We start from the raw sequence: 23,007 nt of genomic DNA, 5'->3' as shown, positions 1-23,007 counted from the left end.
AAAATCGAACAATCACCGGAGCGCATACTTCCTGAGATTTAGAGAAAGGGTGAACCTTTCCGATGAAACCCAAGGTTTCGATTCAAGGCAAATTTCAATACCGGCTGGCCGGTTGGAGATACAGCGCCCTCGTGCGCTTTCTTCTGTTTTTTGTGCTGGCGGTCGTGATTTACTTTGCCCTATATCACCGGGTCGTTCCCCAAACCTACGACATCCAGCTGGGCTCCATTGCCGAGAAGGACATTTTGGCGCCTCGGTCGATACCGAACGAAGTCGCTACGGAAAAAGCGAAAGAAGAAGCGGCCGGCCGGGTTCAGCCTGTTTATAAAATCGTTTCATTGAAAAATGAAATTGCCGTGGAGACGATCTTCGAGAAGCTGCAGCAAATTAACAGCGATCAGGACGTTTCGCTCACGGATAAAGTCAATATTTATAAAACGGTCATCCCGACGATGATCGAGGATCATTTGGACCGGGTATTAAAAACGTTCGCCGACAGCGGGCAAACGAACGAGCTGCTGATGGTGGAAATGCGCAAAAACTTCAGGGAACAGCAGTACCGGATTCCGGAAGAGTCATTCTATAAAATTCCGCGGCTGACCAAAGACGATTTGGCGGCTATGGAGCCGGTGGCTAAAGAAATCGTATCGAAGCTGATGAACGATCAGATTCTCGACGCGCAAACCGTACGCGTGAAAGTTCCCGAGCTGGTGAACGCTTCGACGCTCAGTAAGAGTATTACGAGGGAACTCGTGCAGGAGCTCGTTCGCGCGGCGCTTACGCCTAATAAGTTCTACGATCAGAAAGGGACTGACGAGGCGAAGGGGCATGCACGGGATAGCGTCAAACCGGTGCTTATCAATAAGAATGACGTACTGGTCGCCAAAGGCGAAGAGATTACCAAAGAAATTTACGATCATTTGAGCAGCCTGGACTTGCTGAAGGACGATACGAGTTATTGGCCGCATTTGGGACTGTTTTTATTTACTATGCTGCTGTGTCTTGTGCTTTACATGTATATCCGTCAAAGCACTTTATCGATCAGCTACTACAACGTGCCGCTATTGATGTTCGTTCTCATTGTCATTATGACGATCGCCGGCATGAAAGTATTTTCGATGCTGCAAAATCTCGAATATCCGTATATCGCATTTCTGGCGCCGACGGCCATGGGAGCGATGCTGCTCGCTATTTTGCTGGATGCCCAGCTTGCCTTCGTCGCCGCCGTCGTCTTCGGCATTATGGCCAGCATCGTATTTAATGCCGATCATGTGCAGACGTTCGACTACAAGTACGGGCTGCTGACATTGACCAGTTCCTTTGCGGCAACGTTCTCGATCCAGCGTGCCAGCCAGCGCGCTTCGATCTTGAAGGCAGGACTGATGGGTTCGATCTTCGGCGTCGTGCTGGTCGCCTCGCTGCTGCTGTTCGAAGACCACGAGGCGAACAAGGAAGCGCTCTTTGCAGCATCCTTCGCCCTAGGCGGCGGGCTGCTGACCGCAGTATTCGTGATCGGCCTACTGCCGTTTCTGGAGGTCGCTTTCGGCATCTTGTCGCCGCTGAAGCTGGTGGAGCTGTCGAATATGAATCACCCGCTGCTTCGCAAGCTGCTCACGGAAACGCCAGGGACGTACCATCACAGCGTGATGGTGGGGAATTTGGCGGACACGGCTGCGGAAGCGATCGGTGCGGACGGATTGTTGTGCCGGGTAGGCGCGTACTATCACGATATAGGGAAAACGAAGCGCCCGAGCTATTTTATTGAAAATCAGACGAATATGGAGAACCCGCATGACAAGATCGATCCGGCACTCAGCAAATCGATCATTGTCGCGCACGCCCGTGACGGGGTGGAGATGCTGAAGGAATACAACATTCCGAAGCCGATTCGCGATATTGCGGAGCAGCATCACGGAACGACTTTGCTGCAATATTTTTATCATAAAGCGAAGAAGCAGGCGGAAGAAAAAGGCGAGAAACCGCCGGAAGAGAGCGAATACCGGTATCCGGGGCCCAACGCGCAGACGAAAGAAGCGGCGATCGTCGGCATTGCCGATTGTGTCGAGGCCGCCGTAAGGTCGCTGCGCAATCCGACCGTGGAGCAAATCGACTCCATGGTACGCAAAATCATCAAGGGCCGGCTGGATGACGGGCAGTTCAACGAATGCGACCTGACGATCAAAGAGCTGGACAGAATCGCCAAGGCGCTCAATGAGACGCTGCTCGGCATATTCCATTCGCGGATCGAATACCCGGCCGACATCTCGCACAAACCCGACAATACGAAAGAGGTGAAGCCATGAGTTTGCAGCTTTCATGGAATACGGAACAAGAACAATTCGACATTTCTCCCCAATTCATCGATAAACTGGAGGAATTGCTTCGGCTCTGCGGCGAACAAGAAAACGTTAGCGATGGCGAAGTGGCGCTTACATTCGTCGATGATGAGGCGATTCAAGAGCTGAACAAGCAATACCGCGGACTGGACAAACCGACGGATGTGCTATCGTTCGCCATGCAGGAAGTAGGCGACGAGGAGCTTGAAATCATTTACGACGAAGAAGACTTGGACGATACGAACGATTCGGTTAACGGTGCCGACGGAGACGAGGAAGACGGCTTCGAGGAACCGCTCGGAGACATCGTCATCTCCGTACCGCGCGCGATCGCTCAGGCGGAAGAATACGGTCATTCCGTCGAGCGCGAGCTCGGGTTCCTGTTCGTACACGGTTTCCTTCATTTGATCGGTTACGATCATCAGTCCGAGGAAGAAGAGAAAACGATGTTCGGCAAGCAGGAGCAAATTCTTCAGAAAGCGGGGCTTACCCGTTGATTCAGCCGACCAAATGGCAGCGCAGCTTCCGTTACGCATACGAAGGAGTCAAATATGCTCTGGCGACACAGCGGAATATGAAGTTTCACTTTTTTGCAGCGCTGGTCGTTCTGGTACTGGCTTTCTTCTTTAACCTATCGAAGTTCGACGTATTGTTCATTCTGCTCGCCGTTACGCTGATGATTGTTACAGAGCTGATCAATACAGCCGTTGAAAAAGCGGTCGATCTGGCGATGCCGGACATTCATCCGCTCGCCAAGATTGCCAAAGATACCGCTGCAGCCTCCGTTCTGGTGTCTGCAGCTTTTGCCGCTGTTACGGGCATGATCATTTTTTACGAGCCGGTGGACAACCTTTTTCGCATAGCACGCAGCAGCGAGGGACAATCATTCACCGCAGGAACCGTTTGGGTGCTGCTCACGCTCATCATTTTAACCGTCATCGTAGTTGAAACGCGGTTCGCAAGCAAGGGCAACCGGGCGAAGCCGAGTTTGCTGACCGCCGTCGCTTTTGCCGTCGCCACCTTGCTCACATGCCAGGTTCAAGAAACGCTGCCGTCGCTGCTCGGATTTTTTTTGGCCGGCGTGCTGCTGGTCGTATTGTACGACCGGCGAACACGAACGCTCGCCTCTCTTTGGTTAGGCGCATTGCTGGGCAGCTTCATTACGGTTTTGGCTTACTATTTGTATCACATCAACTTATAGCCCGGGAAAGGGGCGGTTTCGTCCGATGACGAAAGAAGAACTGATTGCCAAGGCGCTGGAAGCGCGCGAAAGAGCGTATACGCCGTATTCCAAATTCAAAGTGGGCGCCGCATTGCTAGATTCCAAAGGCCATGTTCACCTGGGCTGCAACGTGGAGAACGCCGCTTACGGGCCGACCAACTGCGCGGAGCGGACTGCGCTGTTCCGGGCGATCGCGGACGGGGAACCGGCTAGGTCGTTTCAGGCGATTGCGGTCATTGGCGATACCGATCAGCCGATTTCGCCCTGCGGCGTATGCCGGCAAGTGCTGGTCGAGCTTTGTACCCCGGACATGCCGGTTTATTTGACCAATTTGCGGGGCGAAGTCAGCGTAACGAACGTCGGCGCGCTGCTCCCGGGCGCATTCACATCACATGATTTAAACGGAGGAAACTAAACATAATGTCATCGAAAACACAAGAGGACGGAAAAAAGTTTAAATCAGGGTTTGTGGCCATTATCGGTCGTCCGAACGTAGGGAAATCGACTTTAATGAATCAAATTATCGGGCAAAAAATCGCCATCATGTCCGATAAGCCGCAAACGACAAGGAACAAAATTCACGGCGTATACACGACCGGCGAAGGACAGATCGTCTTTCTTGACACGCCGGGCATACATAAGCCGCAGTCCAAGCTCGGCGATTATATGATGAAGACGGCGCAAAACGCGCTAAGCGAAGTGGACGCGATCCTGCTGCTGATCGACGTGGTCGAGGGGCTCGGCGGCGGCGACCGGTACATCATCGAAAACTTGAAAAAGATCGATACGCCCGTATTTCTCGTCATGAATAAGATCGATCAAGTTCACCCGGAAGCGCTGCTGTCCATCATTACGACATACAAAGATCTGTACCCGTTTGCGGAAATTGTGCCGATCTCGGCGATGCACGGCAATAACGTGAGCACGCTGCTTGAGCAAATTATGAAGTACTTGCCTGAAGGGCCGCAGTATTATCCGGCCGACCAGGTGACGGATCATCCCGAGCAGTTCGTCTGCGCCGAGCTCATTCGCGAGAAAATATTGCATTTGACGCGCGAAGAGATTCCGCATTCCATCGCCGTATCGATTGAAGATATGAAGGTGGAAGATAATGGGGTCGTGCACATCTCGGCCGTCATATATGTAGAGCGGGATTCGCAGAAAGGCATCATCATCGGTAAAAAGGGCGCGCTGCTCAAAGAAGTCGGGCAAAAGGCGCGAGCCGACATCGAGGCGCTGCTCGGATCGAAAACATTCCTGGAGCTGTGGGTGAAAGTCAAGAAAGATTGGCGCAATCAAGAGAGGGTGCTGCGCGATCTCGGGTTCCGTCATGATTGACAGGCAGCTTTGCCGGATGCGTCCGATTGCCGGATAGAAATGCAAAGGAATTGGGCGCATCTGATGTTTCAAATCATGGTTTGGCGTTTAATCAATCCATACATGCCAGTTTTTACGCAGCATACTTCTGACCCAATCGTATCATCCTAAACTTGCAACAGGTATTTTAGTCATGTTACCGCGTCGCAGAGACTTGCTATCGGTTGTTGGGCAAAGGGAGGATGTACCATGAGAGATTTTTCGTGGAAGTATTTTTCGATAACCGGAGATGTGGATGCTTACCTGCTTTATAAAGAAATGATGAACCAAGACGGGGAAGAACTGGACGAAGACGAAGAGCCGGAGGCGGAACTGGGCGACTGGATTCAGTAGTATTCGTTCAAATGGCAGTTATTCAAGTTTTAGACCGGGAGAGGCTGAACGTGCAGTACAGAGTGCAGGGGATTGTCATTCGCAGTATGGATTACGGGGAAGGCAACAAAATCATTACGCTGCTGACGAGAGAGCATGGGAAGCTCAGCGTCGTGGCGCGCGGCGCCAAAAAAGTAAAAAGCCGTTACGGCTCCTCTGTTCAGCTCTTTACTTTCGGAGATTATTTATTTTTTAAATCCGGACAGCTCGGAACGCTGAATCATGCGGAAATTATCGAGCCGTACCATAAAATCAGGGAAGAGTTGCACAGGGCTGCACATGCCTCCTATCTGGCCGAATTAACGGATCGCATGCTGGGGGATCAGGAGGGGCAGCCTTTTATATTCGACCAGCTCAAGGGCAGCTTGACGGCCGTTCAAGAGGACAAAGATTTCGCCATCGTTGACCATTTGTTCGAGATGAAAATGCTGATGTTCGCCGGGTACACCCCTGAGCTGACGCAATGCGTCGTATGCAGTGAGCATGCGGAAGCGGCCGCTTTCAGCGTCGGTTTGGGCGGAATGTTGTGCGAGCGCTGTATTTTGCGTGATCCTCAGGCCATTCGGATCTCCTCGGGAATACTGAAGATGCTAAGGCTGTTCATACAAGCGGATGTTCGCAGACTCGGACAAATCGATGTCAAACCTCAGTCGAAAGAACTGCTGAAACAATTGATGCGGTCGTATATGGATACACATGTCGGCTTAAGGCTGAAATCGCGTGATTTTCTGGATCAAATGGACAAGTATGGCGTATAAACCGTATTCGTAAGTTGAGTATAGCCGCTGGACTATTTTGAAGAATAATTGACATGATTTGGGCATAATGATATTATGAAATGATACATCTTTTGAACAACTCTCGTTCTAGGTCTGCCTACAGGCTTTAGCGGCGAGTTTTTTTTGTTTCAACACGTGAAAGCGAGCTCTGAAACATTTCATCGTCACAGTCGTAGTAGCTGTAAGAGGCTTGTACGCAGGGGTGGTTGAAACCGGTCCAATCGGCACGATTGGAACAACGAGCGGAAAGGCGGGGACATCATGCAGCAAACAAAACCGGTCATTTTCGTAGCGTCCGATTCGGCGGGAGAAACAGGAGAAGCCGTCGTTCGGGCCGCGGCCGTACAATTTTATCCGCAGCAGGTCGAAATTCGGCGCATTCCTTTTTTGCAGGATAACTCCGACATCGACCGGATGATCCGCACCGTACTGGAGCGCAGCGGCATTATCGTTTTCACGCTGGTTATACCGGATTTGCGGGATTATTTAATCGAGCAGGCGATCCGATACCGAATCCATTACATCGATCTGCTCGGACCGATCATCGAGAAACTCGAAGCATCGCTCCATCAGGAAGCGCGTCATCAGCCGGGCATGATTCATAAATTGGACGAAGATTATTTTAAAAAGGTCGAAGCGGTCGAGTTTGCGGTGAAATATGACGACGGAAGGGATTTTAACGGGATTTTGCAGGCGGATATCGTGCTGGTGGGCGTTTCAAGAACGTCGAAGACGCCGCTTTCCATGTACCTGGCCCATAAAATGTTCAAAGTGGCCAACGTTCCGCTTGTTCCTGAAATTACGCCGCCGGATCAGCTGTTTACCGTATCGAGCAAAAAGATCGTCGGGCTGCGCATCGATCCGATGAAGCTGAACGTGATTCGCACCGAACGGCTCAAAACGCTCGGGCTTCCGGGGAACGCATCTTATGCGAACGTGGAGCGAATCGACAAGGAACTGGAGTACGCGGATTCCATCATGAAGCGGATTGGCTGTACGGTGATTGACGTGTCCAACAAAGCCGTGGAGGAAACGGCAAGCATCATCATCGATATGTACCGTTCGCGCTAAACCGTTTTTTAGCCGGATCCAAGAAGGATTTTTTGCAATTTTGCCGTATATACTATTTTATAGTACTCCAGTCACACTTTTTGGCGGTATAAGATGATGACAATGAAAATTATAGTGGATGCAGACGCTTGTCCCGTCAAGCCGGAAATCATACGTGCGGCGGCGGATTTTGGAATCGGGGTACGGATGGTCGCTTCCTTCGATCATCGGCTTCAACCGGCCGAAGGCGTAGAGATCGTACAGGTGGATCGATCCGATCAGTCTGTGGATTTGTACATTGCGAACCATATCAAACCCGGCGATGTGCTGGTAACGCAGGATTTCGGTCTGGCTGCGCTTGCGCTGGGCAAGAGAGCACTAGCGATGTCGAATCGCGGACAGCTGTACAACGACCTCACCATCGATTTTTTGCTCGAACGCCGGCATGAACAGGCGAAACAAAGGCGCGGCGGCAAGCATACGAAAGGTCCGCGAGCCTTTACGGATGAGGATCGAGTTTTTTTTCTACAATCTTTGACAAAAGTTTTGCGAAGTTTGCAGGAGAATGCATCCAAATAGCGAATAGTTATACGTGTTAATTTGAATGAAGGTGGATAATATGAGTAACGGACGCACTCCTGAACAAGTGATTGACGCTGTCCTGAAAGCTCATGACATCGTAGAGGTCGTCGGCCGGCATGTTCATCTGACGAAGCAAGGACACTACATGAAAGGTCTTTGTCCTTTTCATTCGGAGAAAACACCTTCTTTCACCGTCACACCGGAAAAGCAAATATACCATTGCTTCGGTTGCGGAGCGGGAGGGAACGCGATCCGGTTCATCTCGGAAATAGAGGGGCTTACTTTCAGTCAAGCATTGCGCAAGCTGGCTTCCGAAGCGCATTTGGATCTCGGATTGCAGCCGCAGCAGCACAGCGCCGCAGAAACGAAAGAGAGTGCGGAGAGGGCGAAGCTTCTTGAAGCGTACGAATTGGCCGGGAAACTGTACAGGTATCTTCTGCTGAATACGGCGGAAGGCAAGCCGGCGCTTGAGTATTTGCGCTCCAGAGGACTTACCGACGCGTTGATCGAGCTTTTTGGCATCGGCTATGCGCCGGCCGGCTGGGATACGATGGCCAAGTTTTTGGAGAGCAGGCAGTTTCCGCTGCCATTGCTCGAGCAAGGCGGACTGATATCGGCGAGACAGGACGGAAGCGGCTATTTCGATAAATTCCGCGACCGCGTCATGTTTCCCATTCTCGACTGGAAAGGGCAAGCGATTGCCTTCGCCGCGCGATCGATGGGAGACGCGCAGCCCAAATATTTGAACAGCCCGGAGTCGATGCTTTTTCACAAGAGCCGCACCTTATACAACCTGCATCTGGCCAGGCCGCAAATTCGCAAATCGCAAGAGCTCGTGCTGTTCGAAGGTTATATGGACGTGATCCAATCCTGGGAAGCGGGCGTGACGAACAGCGTCGCTACAATGGGCACGGCCTTGACGGCGGAACATGCCGAAGCCATCAGACGGCTTGCCGAACGAGTGGTCGTTGCATATGACGGCGACGGAGCAGGACAGACGGCGGCTTACAAAAGTATTCCGATATTGGAGAATGCGGGATTAAACGTACGCATCGCTCTCTTGCCCGGCAACCTCGATCCGGACGAATATATTCGAAAGCACGGTTCTGAACGATATGTACGCGAAGTGATTACAACCGCCGTACCGTCGATCAAATATAAGCTTTTGTATTCTCGCAAAAATTTCAGGCTGCAGGAGGATGGAGAGAAGCTCCGTTATATAAGGCAAGCTTTCAAGCTGATCGCAACCATCGCATCGCCGATAGAACGGGAGCATTACGTCAAAGAGCTTACGAACGAGTTTCAGCTAAAGTTTGAAACGGCTATGCAGGAGCTGAACGAAATCAGGCTCCAGTCGGAAAAAAACGAAAGATTTGGGGATAATAAAGATAAACCGTGGAATAATGTTATGAATGACGGGAAGCCCCGCGAACAAGCCCCGGCGATTTATCCCGCTTATCAATTTGCGGAACGTCAGCTGCTATCCGTCATGATGGCGGACCGGGATATTTCCGGGTATGTTCAAAAGCAGCTCGGCGAACATTTCAATGTGGAAGCTCATGCTGCGCTCGCCGCGTACTTGTATGCGTATTACGCCCAAGGGAACGAGCCGAACGCCAGCACGTTCATCGGTACATTGCAGGATGATAAGTTGGAGAGCTTAGCGAGCTCGCTGACTTTAATAGATAACCGGAATGGGATCAATGATGCTGTCATTGACGATTACATCCGGGAAATCCAAAAATTTCCTTTGCTGCAGATGCTTGAACAAAAAAGAAAAGAAATCAAACAGGCAGAGCGTTCAGGGGATATAACCACGGCTCTGCAATTAGGCAGTGAGATTATAGCCCTAGAAAAGAAGTTGAAATCATCCTGATCTTTCGTCAGCGCCACGCGTCAGGATGAAATTCTAGGGAGAAGGGAGCCCGAACTATGGCGAACGATCAACGTACAGAGATAGAGACGGAACTTACGTTGGAGCAAGTGAAAGATCAATTGATTGAGCAAGGGAAAAAGCGTTCTTCCTTAACGTACAAAGATATTATGGAGAAGCTGGCTCCTTTCGATCAAGACCCGGAGCAGATCGACGAATTTTTCGAGCAACTGCAGGAAATGGGGATCGACGTAGGCAACGAAACGGACGAAGACCACGAGATGGGCAGTCCGATGGAGCATGATCATGACGAATTTCACTTTGATGACGATTTGTCGCTCCCGCCAGGCATTAAAATCAACGATCCGGTACGGATGTACTTGAAAGAAATCGGCCGCGTTCCGCTGCTCTCGGCAGAGGACGAAGTCCAACTGGCCAAGCGAATCGAGCAAGGCGACGAGGAAGCAAAGCGCCGGCTGGCGGAAGCGAATCTGCGGCTTGTCGTCAGCATCGCGAAGCGATATGTAGGCCGCGGCATGCTGTTCCTGGATTTGATCCAGGAAGGCAATATGGGTCTGATCAAAGCGGTCGAGAAGTTCGATCATGACAAAGGTTTCAAGTTCAGTACGTATGCTACCTGGTGGATTCGACAGGCGATTACGCGCGCGATCGCGGACCAGGCCCGGACGATCCGGATACCGGTACATATGGTAGAAACGATCAACAAACTGATACGGGTGTCCCGCCAGCTTCTGCAAGAACTGGGACGTGAACCAACGCCGGAAGAAATTGCGAAAGAGATGGATCTTAGCACCGATAAAGTAAGGGAAATCATGAAGATTGCACAGGAGCCCGTTTCGTTGGAAACGCCGATCGGGGAAGAGGACGACTCTCATTTGGGAGATTTCATCGAGGATCAAGAGGCGCTCGCTCCGGCCGATGCAGCGGCTTATGAGCTGCTAAAAGAACAGCTTGAGGATGTGCTTGATACGTTAACCGAGCGCGAAGAAAACGTACTTCGCCTGCGATTCGGGCTTGATGACGGTCGGACGAGAACGCTGGAAGAAGTCGGCAAAGTATTCGGCGTTACCCGTGAACGGATTCGTCAGATTGAAGCGAAAGCGCTGCGGAAGCTGCGCCACCCGAGCCGAAGCAAACGGCTTAAAGATTTTCTTGAATAAATTCCATTTCCGAGACCTTGCTGCATCTCCTGCAGTAAGGTCTAATTTTTTATTCGGCTCCGGCCGATAAAAAATATGGAGTACGATACGATGCATTCGGGGGACGCCGGCCATGGACGATAAGAAAAAAACGTTAATTCGCGAAATCGAGCACTGGCGAAGGAGCAAATTGCTGCCTGAGCAATACTGCGATTTCCTGCTCAATCTATATTTGGAAGACGGCCGGGAAAAGCCGGCTCAAGCCGCCTGGTTCGGTCTGAACACCATGAACATACGTAACAGTAATTGGAAAAACTGGTTGCTCATTTTCGGTATCTTGAGCCTCTTATGTATAGCTGCTCTTAATTTTAACGCTTTTGATTTACCAATGCAAATCGGGACGTCCATCCTTTTTTTGGCATGTCTCTACGGATGGAGCGGGGTCAAGCGGGAAAAAGAGCCGCCCGCGGCGCTTGTTCTGCTTGGGATGGCTTCTTTATTTTTGCTGTTTATCGGCGTTTATTTAATGAAGATGCATGGGTTGGAAGATTCCGTTCCGGTGGTCGCCTATGTCGTGCTGGTAAGTGTCGTATGGATCATGACGGGGCTGGTGGCTCGCTTTGCTCTGTTCCATCTTTGCGGTTGGGTCAGCCTGGTGTTTTGCTACGGATGGCTGCTGCATCATCAACTCGCTACGATCCAATGGGTAACGCTGGAGCTGAGCTGGGTGCCGCTGGCTATCGTTTTTTGCTGGATGTCCTGGATGGTTCACGAGAAAAGCCGTCAGACGGGCTTTGTATTCTTCGCGGTCGGGCTGATCGTTTGGTATATGCCGGAAATGTATGGTATGCTTTATTCCGAGCAATACGGCGAAATGACAGTGCAGTGGTTGCTGCTTGGTAAAATCGTCATCGAAGCGGCACTGCTATTCTTTTTTCGAAAAAAATGGACGGAATGGGTTGTTTTTTAATGTTGCGATTATCAAAGCGATTGGAAATGATTGCGGAAGAAGTTCCTGCGGGAAGCCGCTTGGCCGACATCGGATCGGATCATGCGCTGTTACCTGCTTATTTGGCTGAGCGGGGGACGATCGTTAACGCGGTTGCCGGAGAAGTCAATCCGGGTCCGTTCGAGGCGGCAGCCAAGCAGGTTCGCTCTTCCGGTCTTGAGCATAGGATTGACGTGAGACGCGGAGATGGACTGGAAGTAATTGCCCCAGGTGAAGTTGACGTTATTACGATAGCCGGCATGGGCGGTGCGCTTATCGTATCGATCTTGGAAGCGGGAAAACCGAAGCTGGAAGGTGTAACGCGTCTTGTTCTTCAGCCGAATGTCGGTGAATCGCTTGTGCGCGCCTGGCTTTTGGAACACAACTGGGCGTTGATCGGAGAGCGCATCGTCGAGGAAGACGATAAAATATATGAGATATTGACGGCCATCGCTCCGGGACAAGGCGATATGACGAATGCTCGGATATATGAGCCTCTGGCATTATCGGGGAAAACGATAGCCGATCGAAATGTTTTGCTGAAGATGGGGCCTTACTTGGTAAGAGAAGCTTCTTCGGTTTGGGTAAAAAAATGGCGCTTCGAATTGGAAAAGCTGGACAAAATATGCGCTGCCTTAGGCCGCTCGGAATTAGACGCGTCAAGGCAAAAAGAAGATGAGTTTCGTCAGGAAATGAGAACCATCGAGGAGGTGCTAGCATGTACGCAAAAGGCCAGGCCGTAATTCAATTGATGGAAGAGCTTGCTCCCAAAGCGTACGCTGTTCCGGACGATAAAATCGGGCTGCAAATCGGCACGCTGCAAAAAGATATTCGCAAGGTGCTGGTCGCGCTGGACGTGACGGAGGAAGTGGCGGCCGAAGCGATCCGCGAGCAGGCAGATTTGATTATCGCGCATCATGCCGTTATTTATCGTCCGCTGCCGCATATCCAGACGGATACGCCGGCAGGACGCCTATACGAGCGGCTCATCAAACATGACATTGCAGTATATATTGCCCATACGAACCTGGACGCCGCCGACGGCGGAATCAATGATATGATGGCGGAAGCGATCGGTTTGACAGAGACCGAGCCGCTGGATGAAGTACATACGGATAAATTGAAGAAGCTTGTTGTCTTCGTCCCTGTCGATTATGCCGATAAAGTAAGGCAGGCGATGTTCGACGCCGGGGCAGGATGGATCGGCGACTACAGTCATTGCAGCTTTAATATTGAAGGAAGCGGAACGTTTCTTCCGCGTGAAGGCACCGATCCTTTTATTGGAAAACAGGGAAAGCTTGAAACGACGAAAGAAATCCGGATTGAAACGATAGTCCCGCAAAGCGTTGAGCGACGCGTCGTGCAAGCAATGCTAAAGGCTCATCCTTACGAAGAAGTCGCTTATGATTTATATTTGCTTGATTTGAAAACAAGAACGTTCGGGCTTGGCCGCTCCGGTAAGCTACCGAAGCCGCTAACGCTTGGGGAGCTTTGCGAGCAGGTGAAGCAGGCGTTTGACGTACCGATGCTGAGGGTGGTCGGTGATCCCGATCGAATAGTGCGCAAAGCCGCGGTATTAGGCGGTTCCGGCAGCCGGTACATGAAGCATGCGCTGTTCAAAGGAGTCGATGTACTCATTACCGGTGACATCGATTATCATACGGCGCATGACGCGTTAGCCGCGGGCATTGCGTTAATCGATCCGGGGCATAACGTGGAAAAAATTATGAAGCAAGGCGTCGCGGCATATTTGCAGCGGAAGCTGGCCGAGCGAAAGTGGGCAACGGCTGTCGTGCCTTCGGAGCTGAATACGGAGCCGTTTCGGTTTGTGTAAAAGCACCAGTTGTTTTTTTGCCCGATTCCTTGTATACTAGCAAATGCATCTATTGCAGAAGAAAGTTTGACAGACAATCGCTGGTGGCTTGGCCACGAGAGGAAAGTCCGGGCTCCATAGGGCAGAATGCTGGATAACGTCCAGTCAGCGCGAGCTGAAGGCTAGTGCCACAGAAATGGACCGCCGATGGCCGCGCAAGCAATTGCGCGGATCAGGTAAGGGTGGAACCGTGGTGTAAGAGACCACGAGGAGCGATGGTGACATCGGTCCTGGTAAACCCCATTTGGAGCAAGACCTAGAGGAACGCACGTCTTCTATTGTTGACAACGGACACCGGCTTTGCTGGTGTAACAGTTGCAACGGGAGTCAGCCTTTGCCCGAGGCGCGTTCGGGTTGGTCGCTTGAGCCAGGCAGCAATGTCTGGCCTAGATAGATGATTGTCGCTTCAACGGTGGGAGGGTGGCACCCGTTACGACCACTGGAAGCACAGAACCCGGCTTACGGCAAACTTTCTTTTGAGCCATGTCGCAACTACGTCAGACTCGACTGACGTCAGTTGTCGACGAAAGCAACTTACATTGTGCTTTGCTAATTGTCAGTTGTCGACGAATTGCAACTGTTACAGCAGACTTCCGCCGATGTAAGTTGACATTATCCGCAATAGCTGCTTCATAGACATGTAAAAAAACCGCCTCAAGGGCGGTTTTTTGCTGTGCATAAACTTGGTCATCTACCGAAGAACTGATTCCAGAAACGATTCCAGCCGAACCCTTCATCAATCGGTTGATTGCGCGCGGCATTGTCTTCCTGTGTCGCAGTCCCGGCATTACCGCCGGCCGCTTTCAATGCGGCTACAACATCGATCAGGCCGTAGCCGAAATATTTGTCTTTGCCGGATGGGCCGATGTCCATAGCGGTATCGCGCATGATTTGCATCACTTCCGTGTTTTTCAGGCTCGGATTCGCCGAACGAATCAGCGCTGCGAGTGCCGTTACATGCGGGCTGGCCATGGAAGTACCGGACAGCGCCGCGAATTGGTTATGCGGATACGTGCTCGCAATGCTTACTCCTGGTGCGGCGACATCAATATAATCGCCGTAGTTGGAAAATGAAGCTTTGGCTTTGTTCGAATCGGCAGCAGCAACCGCGAACACTTCCGGATAAGCTGCCGGATAACCGGGTCTTTCCGTATTGTCGTTGCCGCTGGCTGCGATCAGAACGACATCGTGATCATAGGCATATTTGATCGCATCGTGCAGGAACTGCGCATCCGCATAGTTGCCCAAGCTCATATTGATGACTTTGGCGCCATGATCGGTCGCCCAGATAATGCCTTGCGCGACGGCATACGTACTTCCTGCGCCGCTTTGATCGAGCACTTTGATCGGCATGATCCGGTTATACCAGCTCATGCCCGCTACGCCCAGGTTGTTGTTCACCAGCGCGCCGATGACGCCGGCTACATGCGTTCCATGACCTACGTCGTCGAGCGGCTGGGAATCCGGGTTAACCACGTTATACCCGCTTATGAGTTGATCTTTCAAATCGGAATGGTTCAGATCGACGCCCGTATCAACGACCGCTACGACAACATCCTCCGAGCCCTTCGTTACGTTCCAGCCGGCTTCCGTCTCGATGAGCGGCAAGTTCCACTGATATCGGCGGTACAGCGAATCGTTCGGGGTCAACACCGATTTTGAATTTGGCGGAGTGGATGGCGCCGCTTCGTCCGTTTGGTTCGTTAAATACAAGAAGTGAGGCTCGGCATACTCGATGTTCCACTTCTTGAAATAGTTCATCAACTGCTTCGCTTCCATCCCGCTTGATTCGAATACGTAGGTGTAGCCGAGTTTTTGCACATGAGCGCCGCCGATCTCTTTTTGGATGCGGGACAGATCGCTGGCGGACGGTTCTTTTTTGAACTTGACGACGACTTGATTCATGTGATAATGGCTTGTGCCTTCATTGTCTTCCGGATGATCGACATGAACATCCTGGAGCGTCCGGGAATCGACCGATTCGATTTTATAGCGCCCTTCGCTCGGATAGGTGACGATACGCAAATTTTTCTTCTGATGATCGGCAACCTGCTGCAAAATTTGCTGCCGTACTGCGCCGATAATACCGGTTGATCCGTCACCGGAAGGCACGCCGATAACGAAGTAGGTTCCTGCGCCGGTTTGTAAAGGTTGGGATTGATACGGTTTTCCCTGATCCGCCAAACGTTTGGCTTCGTCCAGCGATGCGGATAGCGCGCTCTGCACTTCCGGTTTCAGCGTTCCTGCCGAAACGCCCTTATCGCGCGGCTCGCCGGACTTGGTCCATGTGAGCTTTTCCATATGCGGATGTTCCTTTTGTAGCGTCTGCAGCCGCTGGCTGATTTTATCCGCCGGTTCCGACTTTACATCGTTCGCGGCTCGGCCAATTTCATAACTGCATTGCGTGCGGCACAACTCATCGGTTCTTGCGACATCCTGCTCCAAGGCCGATTGTTTCATTTGCAGTTCGACGGCAGGACTGATGGATTCGGGTTTTACGCGTTCTTCGCCGCGGGGGAAAATCAGCGCCGCTCCAACGACCAAAAACACAAATGAAAGCACATATTTCCACATGGCTGCTGCCTCCTAAGATCATCAATGTATCGTTAGATTTCCCATGAACCTGTCTTTCCTAGCGGCAAGGGAATAATTACACGTTTTGCTTACGAATGACAATCGATAAACGAGCGGCGATAGGTTTTTGTATATTACTTTTATGTTGGTTTTGTGGTACGATGTTGATAGGAACTGCAGTTGAATGATTATCACTTATTGTTTTGTTTCAAAGTTTAAGGAGGTCTAGCCCAAATGGCAGTATTTAATGTGAAAAATGTTTGCGAAACAACGAGAACAAAGTTGAGCGAAGCCATCGGTAAAATGGAAACGTTCCTGAACGGTCATGCTTTGCAGCAGCTTAATACGGATAACGATGAGGCAATGGAAGAGTTCTATAAGGGCTTTTTGACCGATACCAGACATTTGCTTGTATTTTGCGAAGTAGCTTACGAGAAGCTCGGTGTTGCGCTTCGCCGTCCGAATTTCAACGTGGATTATTCCGAGAAAGTATTATACGAGGTATACCATAACTGCGTGAACAGTTTCTTTTATCCGAAAAACGAATGCTACTCCGAAGACGGACGCTACGCTTATACAGGGCAGGATGCGATTCGCTTCCGGAAAAAACCGGTTCGCGTCGTACGCGACCTGACGATTGAACTGTCGAAATTATTTGAAGCGCTGCGTGAAGACTTGTCTTACTATGAGACTGACTATATTACCCAAAAAAGAATGCAGGGCGAAAAAGTATAACGGAAAGCCTGCTTGAAATAATATGAAGGAAAGAGGTGCTAACAGACAAGCATCTCTTTTTGTTTAGGGGGAATCTGATGAATCGTGCCTCAATCCTTGCAGGCGACCTGGCGGAAGCGAGCAAAAAACTGATTGCATGGAACCAGCATTCAAGCGGCGGATATGTGGCCTCCCCGTTATTTTCGCACTATGGATTCAGCTGGCTTCGGGACGGCAGTTTCATTGCATTCGGCATGGACTGCGCAGGCGAGACGAACAGTGCGGAGCTGTTTTACGATTGGGTGCGCCGCATTCTCGAGACGAAAGCCGGATATATCCGGGAGCTGATCGAAAAGAAGAAGCGCGGGGAGCAACCGCAACGCCAAGAAATGTTACATACCCGTTATCATTTGGACGGCAGAGACGATACCGGTTCGGATTGGGGCCATTTTCAGCTGGACGGTTACGGTGCATGGCTTTGGGGGCTTGCGGAGCATTTGAAGCGGACAGGACAAACGCACATTCCGCAAATTTACCGCACTAGCGTGGAAGTGACTTGCGATTATTTGCGCACGTTTTGGCGTATGCCGAACTTCGATTGCTGGGAAGAGAACGCCGACCATGTACATTCTTCTACGTTAGCGTGTATATATGGAGGGCTGAGGCATATTGCCGAGCTGGAGGAAAACGAAGCGCTCGAGGAGGTTTGCCGTGATATACAAGCATTTATTTTGGAGAACGCGGTTCATCCCGACGGTCACTTCGTCAAATATGTCACGCCCATTCAAGTCGAGTCGGGGCTGCGCTTTGAAATCGGCCACCCGGGCGTAGATGCAAGCCTGTTTTGGCTTTGTGAGCCGTTTCGCGTTGTAACGGCCGATCACCCTGCGTTTCGGACGACGCTTCGCAAAATAGAACGAGAGCTGCGCACGGATCAAGGCGGTATTCGCCGTTATGCGGACGATTCCTACTACGGGGGTGGCGAATGGCTGCTGCTCACGGCCTGGTACGGATGGATTCAACTGCGCATCGGCAACAAAGACAAAGCCGAACGAGCGTTATCATGGATCGTATCGAAAGCGGATAGACTGGGCCGATTGCCGGAACAAGTGCCGGATGCGCTTGCCTCTCGAGAACGTTACGACGAATGGGTCGGGCGATGGGGGACACCGGCTTTGCCGCTGCTCTGGTCGCATGCGATGTATCTGGTGCTATATAACATGCTGAAAGAAGACGGCTAGCAAGTATATCCCCATTTCAGAACGGGTAAGCTGAGATAGGGGTGATTACGATGCCAGTAGTCAAATGCAGCGTTGCCAACTGCGAATATTGGGCGCAAGGCAATAACTGTAACGCCGACACGATTATGATCGAGGTCGACAAGCATGCCAATGTGGGATATGATACGGAATTTGCAAAAGATTTTGAAGATCATCAGGATGAGGCAGCTAATGTAAGAAGCACCTGTTGTCACACCTTCGAGCCGAAGAAATCGTAAAGCTGATTCAAGCTCGCGAATTCGAGGAGAGAAGGTGGCCAAATGAACGACAACAAAGAGGATCGCATACAGCGCAACTCATTGGACGCCAGGTCGCAAGAACGGTTTAAGAAAGATCAGATCGCGAAAGAATCGGGCGGATCGGGATACGAGGAGGAATATGCGGCCGAAATCGCACCTGCAGCGGCTTACCGTCCGGAAACAAGACAGTTTTCGGATAACGTGGAAGAAACAAATGCCGACACGGGTCCGGCCGAGGGCGCGCAATCGTTCCGCTGGCTCGGATATACGGCTTTACTGCTCTCCATTGCATCGCTGTTTATATACCCGGCCTTGCTGGGTACAACTTCGGCGTTGTTTGGATTTTTCGCCTATATACTCGGATTCCGTGCACTGGGAGCATGGTCGGTGGCGATCGGGCTCATTTCGCTGGCTGGGTATTTGTTTCTTGTTCCGCTGTATGCGTAGCCCGTCTTCATTGGAGCAGACCTTTGCGGTCTGCTTTTTTTGTCGATTTATGCTATTTTGGGCTAGCTGATCAAAGGAAAACAGTGTACAATAAATAGATAAGAAGAAAAATGCAATCAATTGAAGGAGAGCCGGCTTCGAGATGGGAATGGATCCACACACGATCAAAGAGCTGCTGCAGCTGCAAATATGGAACAAATCGAGTTTGCTGACCTCCAGCGGAGCAGCGGCGAAATCGGATGCTGAAAGCGATTTTTCCGGGCTGTTGAACAGCTTGCTCGCTGGTCAGCAAGACACGCAGGCCGATACGGCGAACGTACGGGCTGAACAGCGGCCGAGCAAGGATACGCTCGCGGCGGCTGCGATGCTGGCGAGCCGTGTGGCACCGGCTTCATGGAACCGTTATCTGCAAAGCGACGACACCGTAAACAAGCCGACCGCATTCGAAAACGTTATTCAGGCAGCAAGCCGTAAGTTCGGCATAGAGCCTGCTCTCGTCAAGGCGGTCATTAATACGGAATCTTCCTTTAATCCGCAAGCCGTATCGCGATCAGGGGCCAAGGGGCTAATGCAACTGATGGATGGTACCGGGCAAGCGATGGGCGTCGTTGATCCTTTCGATCCGCAGCAAAATATCGAAGGCGGGACGAAATATTTGTCCGGCCTGCTGATGAAATATAACGGGAATCCTGGTACCGCGCTTGCCGCGTATAATGCCGGATCCGGCCGATTGGACAAGCTCGGGATTAAAGATGATCTGGACTTGGAGGCTAAGCTGCATTTGCTTCCGGCAGAGACTCAGCAATATGTTCGTAAAGTAATGCAGCTTAAGAATCATTATGAGGCATGATGACGGACGCGAGACCAACCCTTGAAAGCTCCGGTGGAGAACATGAGGGATTGGTCTTGTTTTTGTCGGGACGGAGGCAGCATGCGGGCACTGTATTTGGATAATGCGGCGACGACGCCAATGTATGAAGAAGTAATCGATACGATGGCCGAAGTGATGAGAACGTATTTCGGCAACCCGTCGTCGTTGCACAAGCTCGGCGTTCAGGCGGAACAACTGGTGCGTCGGGCCAGGGAGACGATTGCGGCCGGCTTACGCTGCGCACCGGAAGAAATCCGGTTTACTTCCGGAGGAACCGAGAGCAACAATTTGGCGATACGCGGCGCAGCTTATCGCTATCGTGGCAGAGGCATGCGGCTGATCACTTCGGAGATCGAGCATGCTTCCGTTTACGAAACGTTTCGGCAGCTCGCGAAGGAAGGGTTCCATGTCACATTTCTTCCGGTCGACTCGACCGGGCAAGTGGAGCTTGACGCGCTCAAGGACGCTTTGACGGCCGATACGACGCTCGTCAGCATCATGCATGTAAACAATGAAACCGGCCGCATCCAGCCGATTGCCGACATCGCCCGCATGCTGCGGGAGCACAGTCCGGCAGCATTGTTTCATGTCGATGCGGTGCAGGCGATCGGCAAGCTGCCGTTTTTCCCCGGTGACCTCGGGATCGATTTGATGACATGTGCGGCGCACAAGCTGCGCGGACCGAAAGGGATCGGTTTTCTGTACTGCCGCAATGGCGTGGAATTATCGCCGCTCCTGCTTGGAGGAGGGCAGGAGAACGGTTTGCGCTCAGGAACGGAGAATGTGCCTGCCATTGTCGGCATGGCTAAAGCCGTGCGGCTCGCGATGGAAGAGCAGGCAGCGTTTGCCGAGCAGACGGCAGCGATGCGCAGCAAACTAACGGAGTGCATCTCGCAAATGCCGGAGCTGGTGCTGAACGGATCTCCCGATAAAGAAACAATGGCACCGCACATTGTCCATTTTTCCTACCCGGGTATGAAGTCGGAAGTTCTCGTACATGCTTTAGAACAGCAAGGCATTTACGTGTCTACACGATCCGCCTGTTCGTCCGGTGCGGAAAAGCCAAGCCGGGTATTGACCGCCATGGGCTGTTCAAGAGAGAGAGCGGTAAGCGGCATCCGGCTTAGCTATTCGCTAATGCAAACGCTGGATGACGTGGATTATTTTTGCCTCATGCTGAAGGAAACGGTCACACGGCTCAAGCCTTCGGCATCGGTACGCGGAAGGAGGTAGCTTATGATTCCGGATCGGATCGTTCTTCGATTAGGTGAGCTGACGCTAAAAGGTCGCAATCGGCATCGGTTCGAAAAACAAGTGATGGAGCAAGTCAAGCGGGTGCTTCGTCCGTTCCCTTCCATCGCTTACCGCAAGGAGTTCGGGCGTATCGTCCTGTTGACGGGCGGAGCGGATGTGGAGGCGTTGAAGGCGCCGCTTCGCAAAGTGTTCGGCATTACGTCGTTCAGTCCCGTGTATACTTCCGCGCTGGAGCCAGAGACGATCGAGCGGATGGCTTTACAAGTAATGCAGACATTGCCCGATGTACCGAATACGTTTAAAGTGAATGTACGAAGAGCCAATAAAAACTTTCCGATCGATTCTCAAGAGATGAATCGTCGCGTGGGAGGTCATGTGCTGCGGGCGTTTCCCGATCTGAAGGTCGACGTTCGGCAGCCGGAAGTGGAACTTAAGGTCGAGCTGCGTGAAGAAGAAGCGCTGATCTACTGTACGCGTGAAGAAGGAGCGGGCGGCTTCCCGGTCGGTTCGAACGGGAAAGCGATGCTCATGCTGTCGGGTGGGATCGATAGCCCCGTTGCCGGGTATTTGGCGATGCGGCAAGGATTGCGGCTGGAAGCGGTGCATTTTCACAGCTATCCGTTCACGAGCGAGCGATCGCAGCAAAAAGTGAAAGATTTAGCTGACAAGTTAAGCGCTTATACGGGATCCATCAAGCTTCATATGGTGCCTTTCACCGACGTCCAGACCAAAATTCATCAGGTGTACAATAAAAATTTGCTCATCACACTGCTGCGCCGAGCGATGATGCGGATCGCCGGGAAGCTGGCGGTAACGGCGGAGGCCGGCGCTATCGTCACGGGCGAAAGCTTGGGGCAAGTGGCCAGCCAGACGCTGGGAAGCATGAACGCCATCGGTCAAGTGGTACAAATGCCGCTGATTCGGCCGCTTGTTTGCATGGATAAACAATCGATTATTCGGATCGCCGAATCGATTGATACGTATACGTTGTCGATATTGCCGTATGAAGATTGCTGCACATTATTTCTTCCGCCGAGTCCGAGCACCAATCCGAATGTGAATGTGGTTGAAAGTATCGAACGAAGCATGCCTTGGCTGGAGTCCGAACTGGATGAAGCCGTTCGCCGTACGGAAACGGTCTGGATCGGAAACGATCGTAACAAAACAAGCGACCCGTTTGCTTCGTTATTTTAATTTTGTGTCTACTATATCAGGAGGGTCATGTCGATGTGGGATTGGTTTGTACTTTTTTTGGAAATCATGCTTATTAATATCGTGTTAAGCGGCGACAACGCTGTCGTGATTGCGCTTGCCAGCCGGAACTTGCCTGTAAGTCAAAGAAAGCAGGCGATATGGTGGGGAGCGTTCGGAGCGATCGGTCTGCGCGTCGTGCTTACGATTATCGCCGTTTACATACTGGATATTCCGTACATTCAATCCGCAGGGTCCTTGCTGCTGCTCTGGATCGCAATCAAGCTGCTGATTGACGACGACGGGCATGCCGATGTAAGAGAAGCGTCCACCCTTGGCAAAGCGATCTGGACGATCATCGTCGCCGATTTCGTAATGAGTCTCGATAATGTCCTGGCGATCGCGGCTAAAGCGGAGGGCGAGATCGGCGTCATCATTCTCGGGATCGGGCTTAGCATCCCGATCATCATTTGGGGAAGCAATCTGGTCGTAAATTTGCTGAAGAAATTCCCGATCCTCGTCTACATCGGAGCGGGTATTCTCGGTTATACTTCCGGCGAAATGTTTCTTGCGGATACGAAAGTATCGGAAGCGATTCTGCACGGAGTGCCGCATTATATCGTTCCGGTCGTAACCACGGTGCTCGTGATCGGTGCCGGATTGCTGAAGCAATTTGTGTTTAAACCGAAGCCGAAGCATTCGTAAAAAGCCGGTTTTGTTGACGCAATGTTAAAAATATTGTCAGTTTCTTGCGTTTTATAGTGAAACTCCGTATAATGAAGTGTGAATTGTAGCGTCGGCGCTTACGTCCGACGCTTCTTTTGT

The 23,007-nt window shown here is 51.5% G+C and carries 23 protein-coding genes and 1 other RNA gene; 23 read left to right on the top strand and 1 reads right to left on the bottom strand.

The annotated features are described in order from the left end of the window. Positions 1-62: 62 nt before the first annotated feature. The 15 genes from ACFQI7_RS05950 (at position 63) to rnpB (ending at position 14,089) form a co-directional block, all read left to right on the top strand. Positions 63-2,303 carry an HD family phosphohydrolase gene (locus tag ACFQI7_RS05950; protein WP_218097023.1) on the top strand — a complete coding sequence of 747 codons (2,241 nt, stop codon included), beginning with the start codon at positions 63-65 and terminating at the stop codon, positions 2,301-2,303. Then, positions 2,300-2,833, top strand: a complete 534-nt coding sequence (gene ybeY / locus ACFQI7_RS05945) for an rRNA maturation RNase YbeY (RefSeq protein ID WP_218097024.1) — start codon at positions 2,300-2,302, stop codon at positions 2,831-2,833. Before ACFQI7_RS05950 ends, ybeY begins: the two co-directional genes overlap by 4 nt. Then, complete coding sequence (locus tag ACFQI7_RS05940; RefSeq protein WP_218097025.1) at positions 2,830-3,537, top strand: diacylglycerol kinase; 708 nt, start codon at positions 2,830-2,832, stop codon at positions 3,535-3,537. Before ybeY ends, ACFQI7_RS05940 begins: the two co-directional genes overlap by 4 nt. 25 nt (positions 3,538-3,562) lie before the next feature. Beyond that, positions 3,563-3,973, top strand: a complete 411-nt coding sequence (gene cdd, locus ACFQI7_RS05935; RefSeq protein ID WP_218097026.1) for a cytidine deaminase — start codon at positions 3,563-3,565, stop codon at positions 3,971-3,973. 5 nt (positions 3,974-3,978) lie between these two features. Beyond that, positions 3,979-4,896: a GTPase Era gene (era, locus tag ACFQI7_RS05930; protein ID WP_218097027.1), complete on the top strand. Its 918-nt coding sequence runs from the start codon at positions 3,979-3,981 to the stop codon at positions 4,894-4,896. 228 nt (positions 4,897-5,124) lie between these two features. Next, entirely contained in the window at positions 5,125-5,268 is a 144-nt protein-coding gene (locus tag ACFQI7_RS05925) for a YqzL family protein (protein ID WP_218097028.1), read from the top strand. Positions 5,269-5,318: 50 nt separating this feature from the next. Continuing rightward, positions 5,319-6,065: a DNA repair protein RecO gene (gene recO / locus ACFQI7_RS05920; RefSeq protein WP_218097029.1), complete on the top strand. Its 747-nt coding sequence runs from the start codon at positions 5,319-5,321 to the stop codon at positions 6,063-6,065. Between the two features lie 282 nt (positions 6,066-6,347). Then, on the top strand, positions 6,348-7,157 hold the full coding sequence (locus ACFQI7_RS05915; RefSeq protein ID WP_218097030.1) for a pyruvate, water dikinase regulatory protein: 810 nt from the start codon (positions 6,348-6,350) through the stop codon (positions 7,155-7,157). A 96-nt stretch (positions 7,158-7,253) separates the two neighbouring features. Beyond that, positions 7,254-7,715 carry a YaiI/YqxD family protein gene (locus ACFQI7_RS05910; RefSeq protein WP_218097495.1) on the top strand — a complete coding sequence of 154 codons (462 nt, stop codon included), beginning with the start codon at positions 7,254-7,256 and terminating at the stop codon, positions 7,713-7,715. 40 nt (positions 7,716-7,755) lie between these two features. Next, positions 7,756-9,594, top strand: a complete 1,839-nt coding sequence (gene dnaG, locus ACFQI7_RS05905; RefSeq protein WP_218097031.1) for a DNA primase — start codon at positions 7,756-7,758, stop codon at positions 9,592-9,594. A gap of 56 nt (positions 9,595-9,650) precedes the next feature. After that, positions 9,651-10,772, top strand: coding sequence for an RNA polymerase sigma factor RpoD (gene rpoD / locus ACFQI7_RS05900; RefSeq protein ID WP_218097032.1), 1,122 nt, complete (start codon positions 9,651-9,653; stop codon positions 10,770-10,772). A 112-nt stretch (positions 10,773-10,884) separates the two neighbouring features. Continuing rightward, a complete protein-coding gene (locus ACFQI7_RS05895) occupies positions 10,885-11,721 on the top strand; it encodes a hypothetical protein (protein WP_218097033.1) in 837 nt (278 codons plus the stop codon). Next, positions 11,721-12,482 (top strand): tRNA (adenine(22)-N(1))-methyltransferase, encoded by a 762-nt coding sequence (locus ACFQI7_RS05890; protein ID WP_218097034.1) that lies wholly within the window; start codon positions 11,721-11,723, stop codon positions 12,480-12,482. The genes ACFQI7_RS05895 and ACFQI7_RS05890 overlap by 1 nt, the downstream gene beginning before the upstream one ends. Continuing rightward, positions 12,458-13,573, top strand: a complete 1,116-nt coding sequence (locus ACFQI7_RS05885) for a Nif3-like dinuclear metal center hexameric protein (RefSeq protein WP_218097035.1) — start codon at positions 12,458-12,460, stop codon at positions 13,571-13,573. Before ACFQI7_RS05890 ends, ACFQI7_RS05885 begins: the two co-directional genes overlap by 25 nt. A gap of 61 nt (positions 13,574-13,634) precedes the next feature. Continuing rightward, an RNA gene (gene rnpB / locus ACFQI7_RS05880) (RNase P RNA component class A) lies at positions 13,635-14,089 on the top strand. A gap of 210 nt (positions 14,090-14,299) precedes the next feature. Here rnpB and ACFQI7_RS05875 read toward each other — a convergent pair. Continuing rightward, the gene (locus ACFQI7_RS05875; protein WP_218097036.1) at positions 14,300-16,186 is read right to left on the bottom strand and encodes a S8 family peptidase; all 1,887 of its coding nucleotides are present in this window, start codon (positions 16,184-16,186) and stop codon (positions 14,300-14,302) included. Between the two features lie 234 nt (positions 16,187-16,420). Between ACFQI7_RS05875 and ACFQI7_RS05870 the strand changes: the two genes are divergently transcribed. From ACFQI7_RS05870 to ACFQI7_RS05835, 8 genes are all read left to right on the top strand, one after another. Then, complete coding sequence (locus tag ACFQI7_RS05870) at positions 16,421-16,921, top strand: YpuI family protein (RefSeq protein ID WP_218097037.1); 501 nt, start codon at positions 16,421-16,423, stop codon at positions 16,919-16,921. Between the two features lie 77 nt (positions 16,922-16,998). Then, on the top strand, positions 16,999-18,141 hold the full coding sequence (locus ACFQI7_RS05865; protein ID WP_218097038.1) for a glycoside hydrolase family 15 protein: 1,143 nt from the start codon (positions 16,999-17,001) through the stop codon (positions 18,139-18,141). Positions 18,142-18,191: 50 nt separating this feature from the next. Further along, positions 18,192-18,398, top strand: coding sequence for a DUF1540 domain-containing protein (locus tag ACFQI7_RS05860; RefSeq protein ID WP_218097039.1), 207 nt, complete (start codon positions 18,192-18,194; stop codon positions 18,396-18,398). Positions 18,399-18,440: 42 nt separating this feature from the next. Continuing rightward, positions 18,441-18,866 carry a hypothetical protein gene (locus tag ACFQI7_RS05855; RefSeq protein WP_218097040.1) on the top strand — a complete coding sequence of 142 codons (426 nt, stop codon included), beginning with the start codon at positions 18,441-18,443 and terminating at the stop codon, positions 18,864-18,866. Positions 18,867-19,008: 142 nt separating this feature from the next. Beyond that, complete coding sequence (locus tag ACFQI7_RS05850) at positions 19,009-19,716, top strand: lytic transglycosylase domain-containing protein (RefSeq protein WP_218097041.1); 708 nt, start codon at positions 19,009-19,011, stop codon at positions 19,714-19,716. 81 nt (positions 19,717-19,797) lie between these two features. Beyond that, the gene (locus ACFQI7_RS05845; RefSeq protein ID WP_218097042.1) at positions 19,798-20,970 is read left to right on the top strand and encodes a cysteine desulfurase family protein; all 1,173 of its coding nucleotides are present in this window, start codon (positions 19,798-19,800) and stop codon (positions 20,968-20,970) included. 3 nt (positions 20,971-20,973) lie between these two features. Next, positions 20,974-22,185 carry a tRNA uracil 4-sulfurtransferase ThiI gene (thiI, locus tag ACFQI7_RS05840; RefSeq protein ID WP_218097043.1) on the top strand — a complete coding sequence of 404 codons (1,212 nt, stop codon included), beginning with the start codon at positions 20,974-20,976 and terminating at the stop codon, positions 22,183-22,185. A 33-nt stretch (positions 22,186-22,218) separates the two neighbouring features. After that, on the top strand, positions 22,219-22,887 hold the full coding sequence (locus ACFQI7_RS05835) for a TerC family protein (protein WP_218097044.1): 669 nt from the start codon (positions 22,219-22,221) through the stop codon (positions 22,885-22,887). Positions 22,888-23,007: the final 120 nt, after the last annotated feature.

The sequence above is a fragment of the Paenibacillus allorhizosphaerae genome (genome assembly GCF_042659105.1).
GTDB classification, from domain to species: domain Bacteria; phylum Bacillota; class Bacilli; order Paenibacillales; family NBRC-103111; genus Paenibacillus_G; species Paenibacillus_G allorhizosphaerae.
The sequence above is the reverse complement of the archived record's forward strand: the minus strand, read 5'-3'. Positions and strand labels throughout refer to the sequence as shown.

Coding starts and splice junctions, on each gene's coding strand:
- ACFQI7_RS05895 (WP_218097033.1), top strand. CDS start 10,885: ATGGACGATAAGAAAAAAACGTTAATTCGCGAAATCGAGCACTGGCGA.
- dnaG (WP_218097031.1), top strand. CDS start 7,756: ATGAGTAACGGACGCACTCCTGAACAAGTGATTGACGCTGTCCTGAAA.
- ACFQI7_RS05870 (WP_218097037.1), top strand. CDS start 16,421: ATGGCAGTATTTAATGTGAAAAATGTTTGCGAAACAACGAGAACAAAG.
- ACFQI7_RS05835 (WP_218097044.1), top strand. CDS start 22,219: ATGTGGGATTGGTTTGTACTTTTTTTGGAAATCATGCTTATTAATATC.
- ACFQI7_RS05860 (WP_218097039.1), top strand. CDS start 18,192: ATGCCAGTAGTCAAATGCAGCGTTGCCAACTGCGAATATTGGGCGCAA.
- ACFQI7_RS05845 (WP_218097042.1), top strand. CDS start 19,798: ATGCGGGCACTGTATTTGGATAATGCGGCGACGACGCCAATGTATGAA.
- ACFQI7_RS05885 (WP_218097035.1), top strand. CDS start 12,458: ATGTACGCAAAAGGCCAGGCCGTAATTCAATTGATGGAAGAGCTTGCT.
- ACFQI7_RS05875 (WP_218097036.1), bottom strand. CDS start 16,186: ATGTGGAAATATGTGCTTTCATTTGTGTTTTTGGTCGTTGGAGCGGCG.
- ACFQI7_RS05890 (WP_218097034.1), top strand. CDS start 11,721: ATGTTGCGATTATCAAAGCGATTGGAAATGATTGCGGAAGAAGTTCCT.
- thiI (WP_218097043.1), top strand. CDS start 20,974: ATGATTCCGGATCGGATCGTTCTTCGATTAGGTGAGCTGACGCTAAAA.
- ACFQI7_RS05925 (WP_218097028.1), top strand. CDS start 5,125: ATGAGAGATTTTTCGTGGAAGTATTTTTCGATAACCGGAGATGTGGAT.
- ACFQI7_RS05910 (WP_218097495.1), top strand. CDS start 7,254: ATGACAATGAAAATTATAGTGGATGCAGACGCTTGTCCCGTCAAGCCG.
- rpoD (WP_218097032.1), top strand. CDS start 9,651: ATGGCGAACGATCAACGTACAGAGATAGAGACGGAACTTACGTTGGAG.
- ACFQI7_RS05865 (WP_218097038.1), top strand. CDS start 16,999: ATGAATCGTGCCTCAATCCTTGCAGGCGACCTGGCGGAAGCGAGCAAA.
- ACFQI7_RS05915 (WP_218097030.1), top strand. CDS start 6,348: ATGCAGCAAACAAAACCGGTCATTTTCGTAGCGTCCGATTCGGCGGGA.
- cdd (WP_218097026.1), top strand. CDS start 3,563: ATGACGAAAGAAGAACTGATTGCCAAGGCGCTGGAAGCGCGCGAAAGA.
- ybeY (WP_218097024.1), top strand. CDS start 2,300: ATGAGTTTGCAGCTTTCATGGAATACGGAACAAGAACAATTCGACATT.
- ACFQI7_RS05855 (WP_218097040.1), top strand. CDS start 18,441: ATGAACGACAACAAAGAGGATCGCATACAGCGCAACTCATTGGACGCC.
- ACFQI7_RS05850 (WP_218097041.1), top strand. CDS start 19,009: ATGGGAATGGATCCACACACGATCAAAGAGCTGCTGCAGCTGCAAATA.
- era (WP_218097027.1), top strand. CDS start 3,979: ATGTCATCGAAAACACAAGAGGACGGAAAAAAGTTTAAATCAGGGTTT.
- ACFQI7_RS05950 (WP_218097023.1), top strand. CDS start 63: ATGAAACCCAAGGTTTCGATTCAAGGCAAATTTCAATACCGGCTGGCC.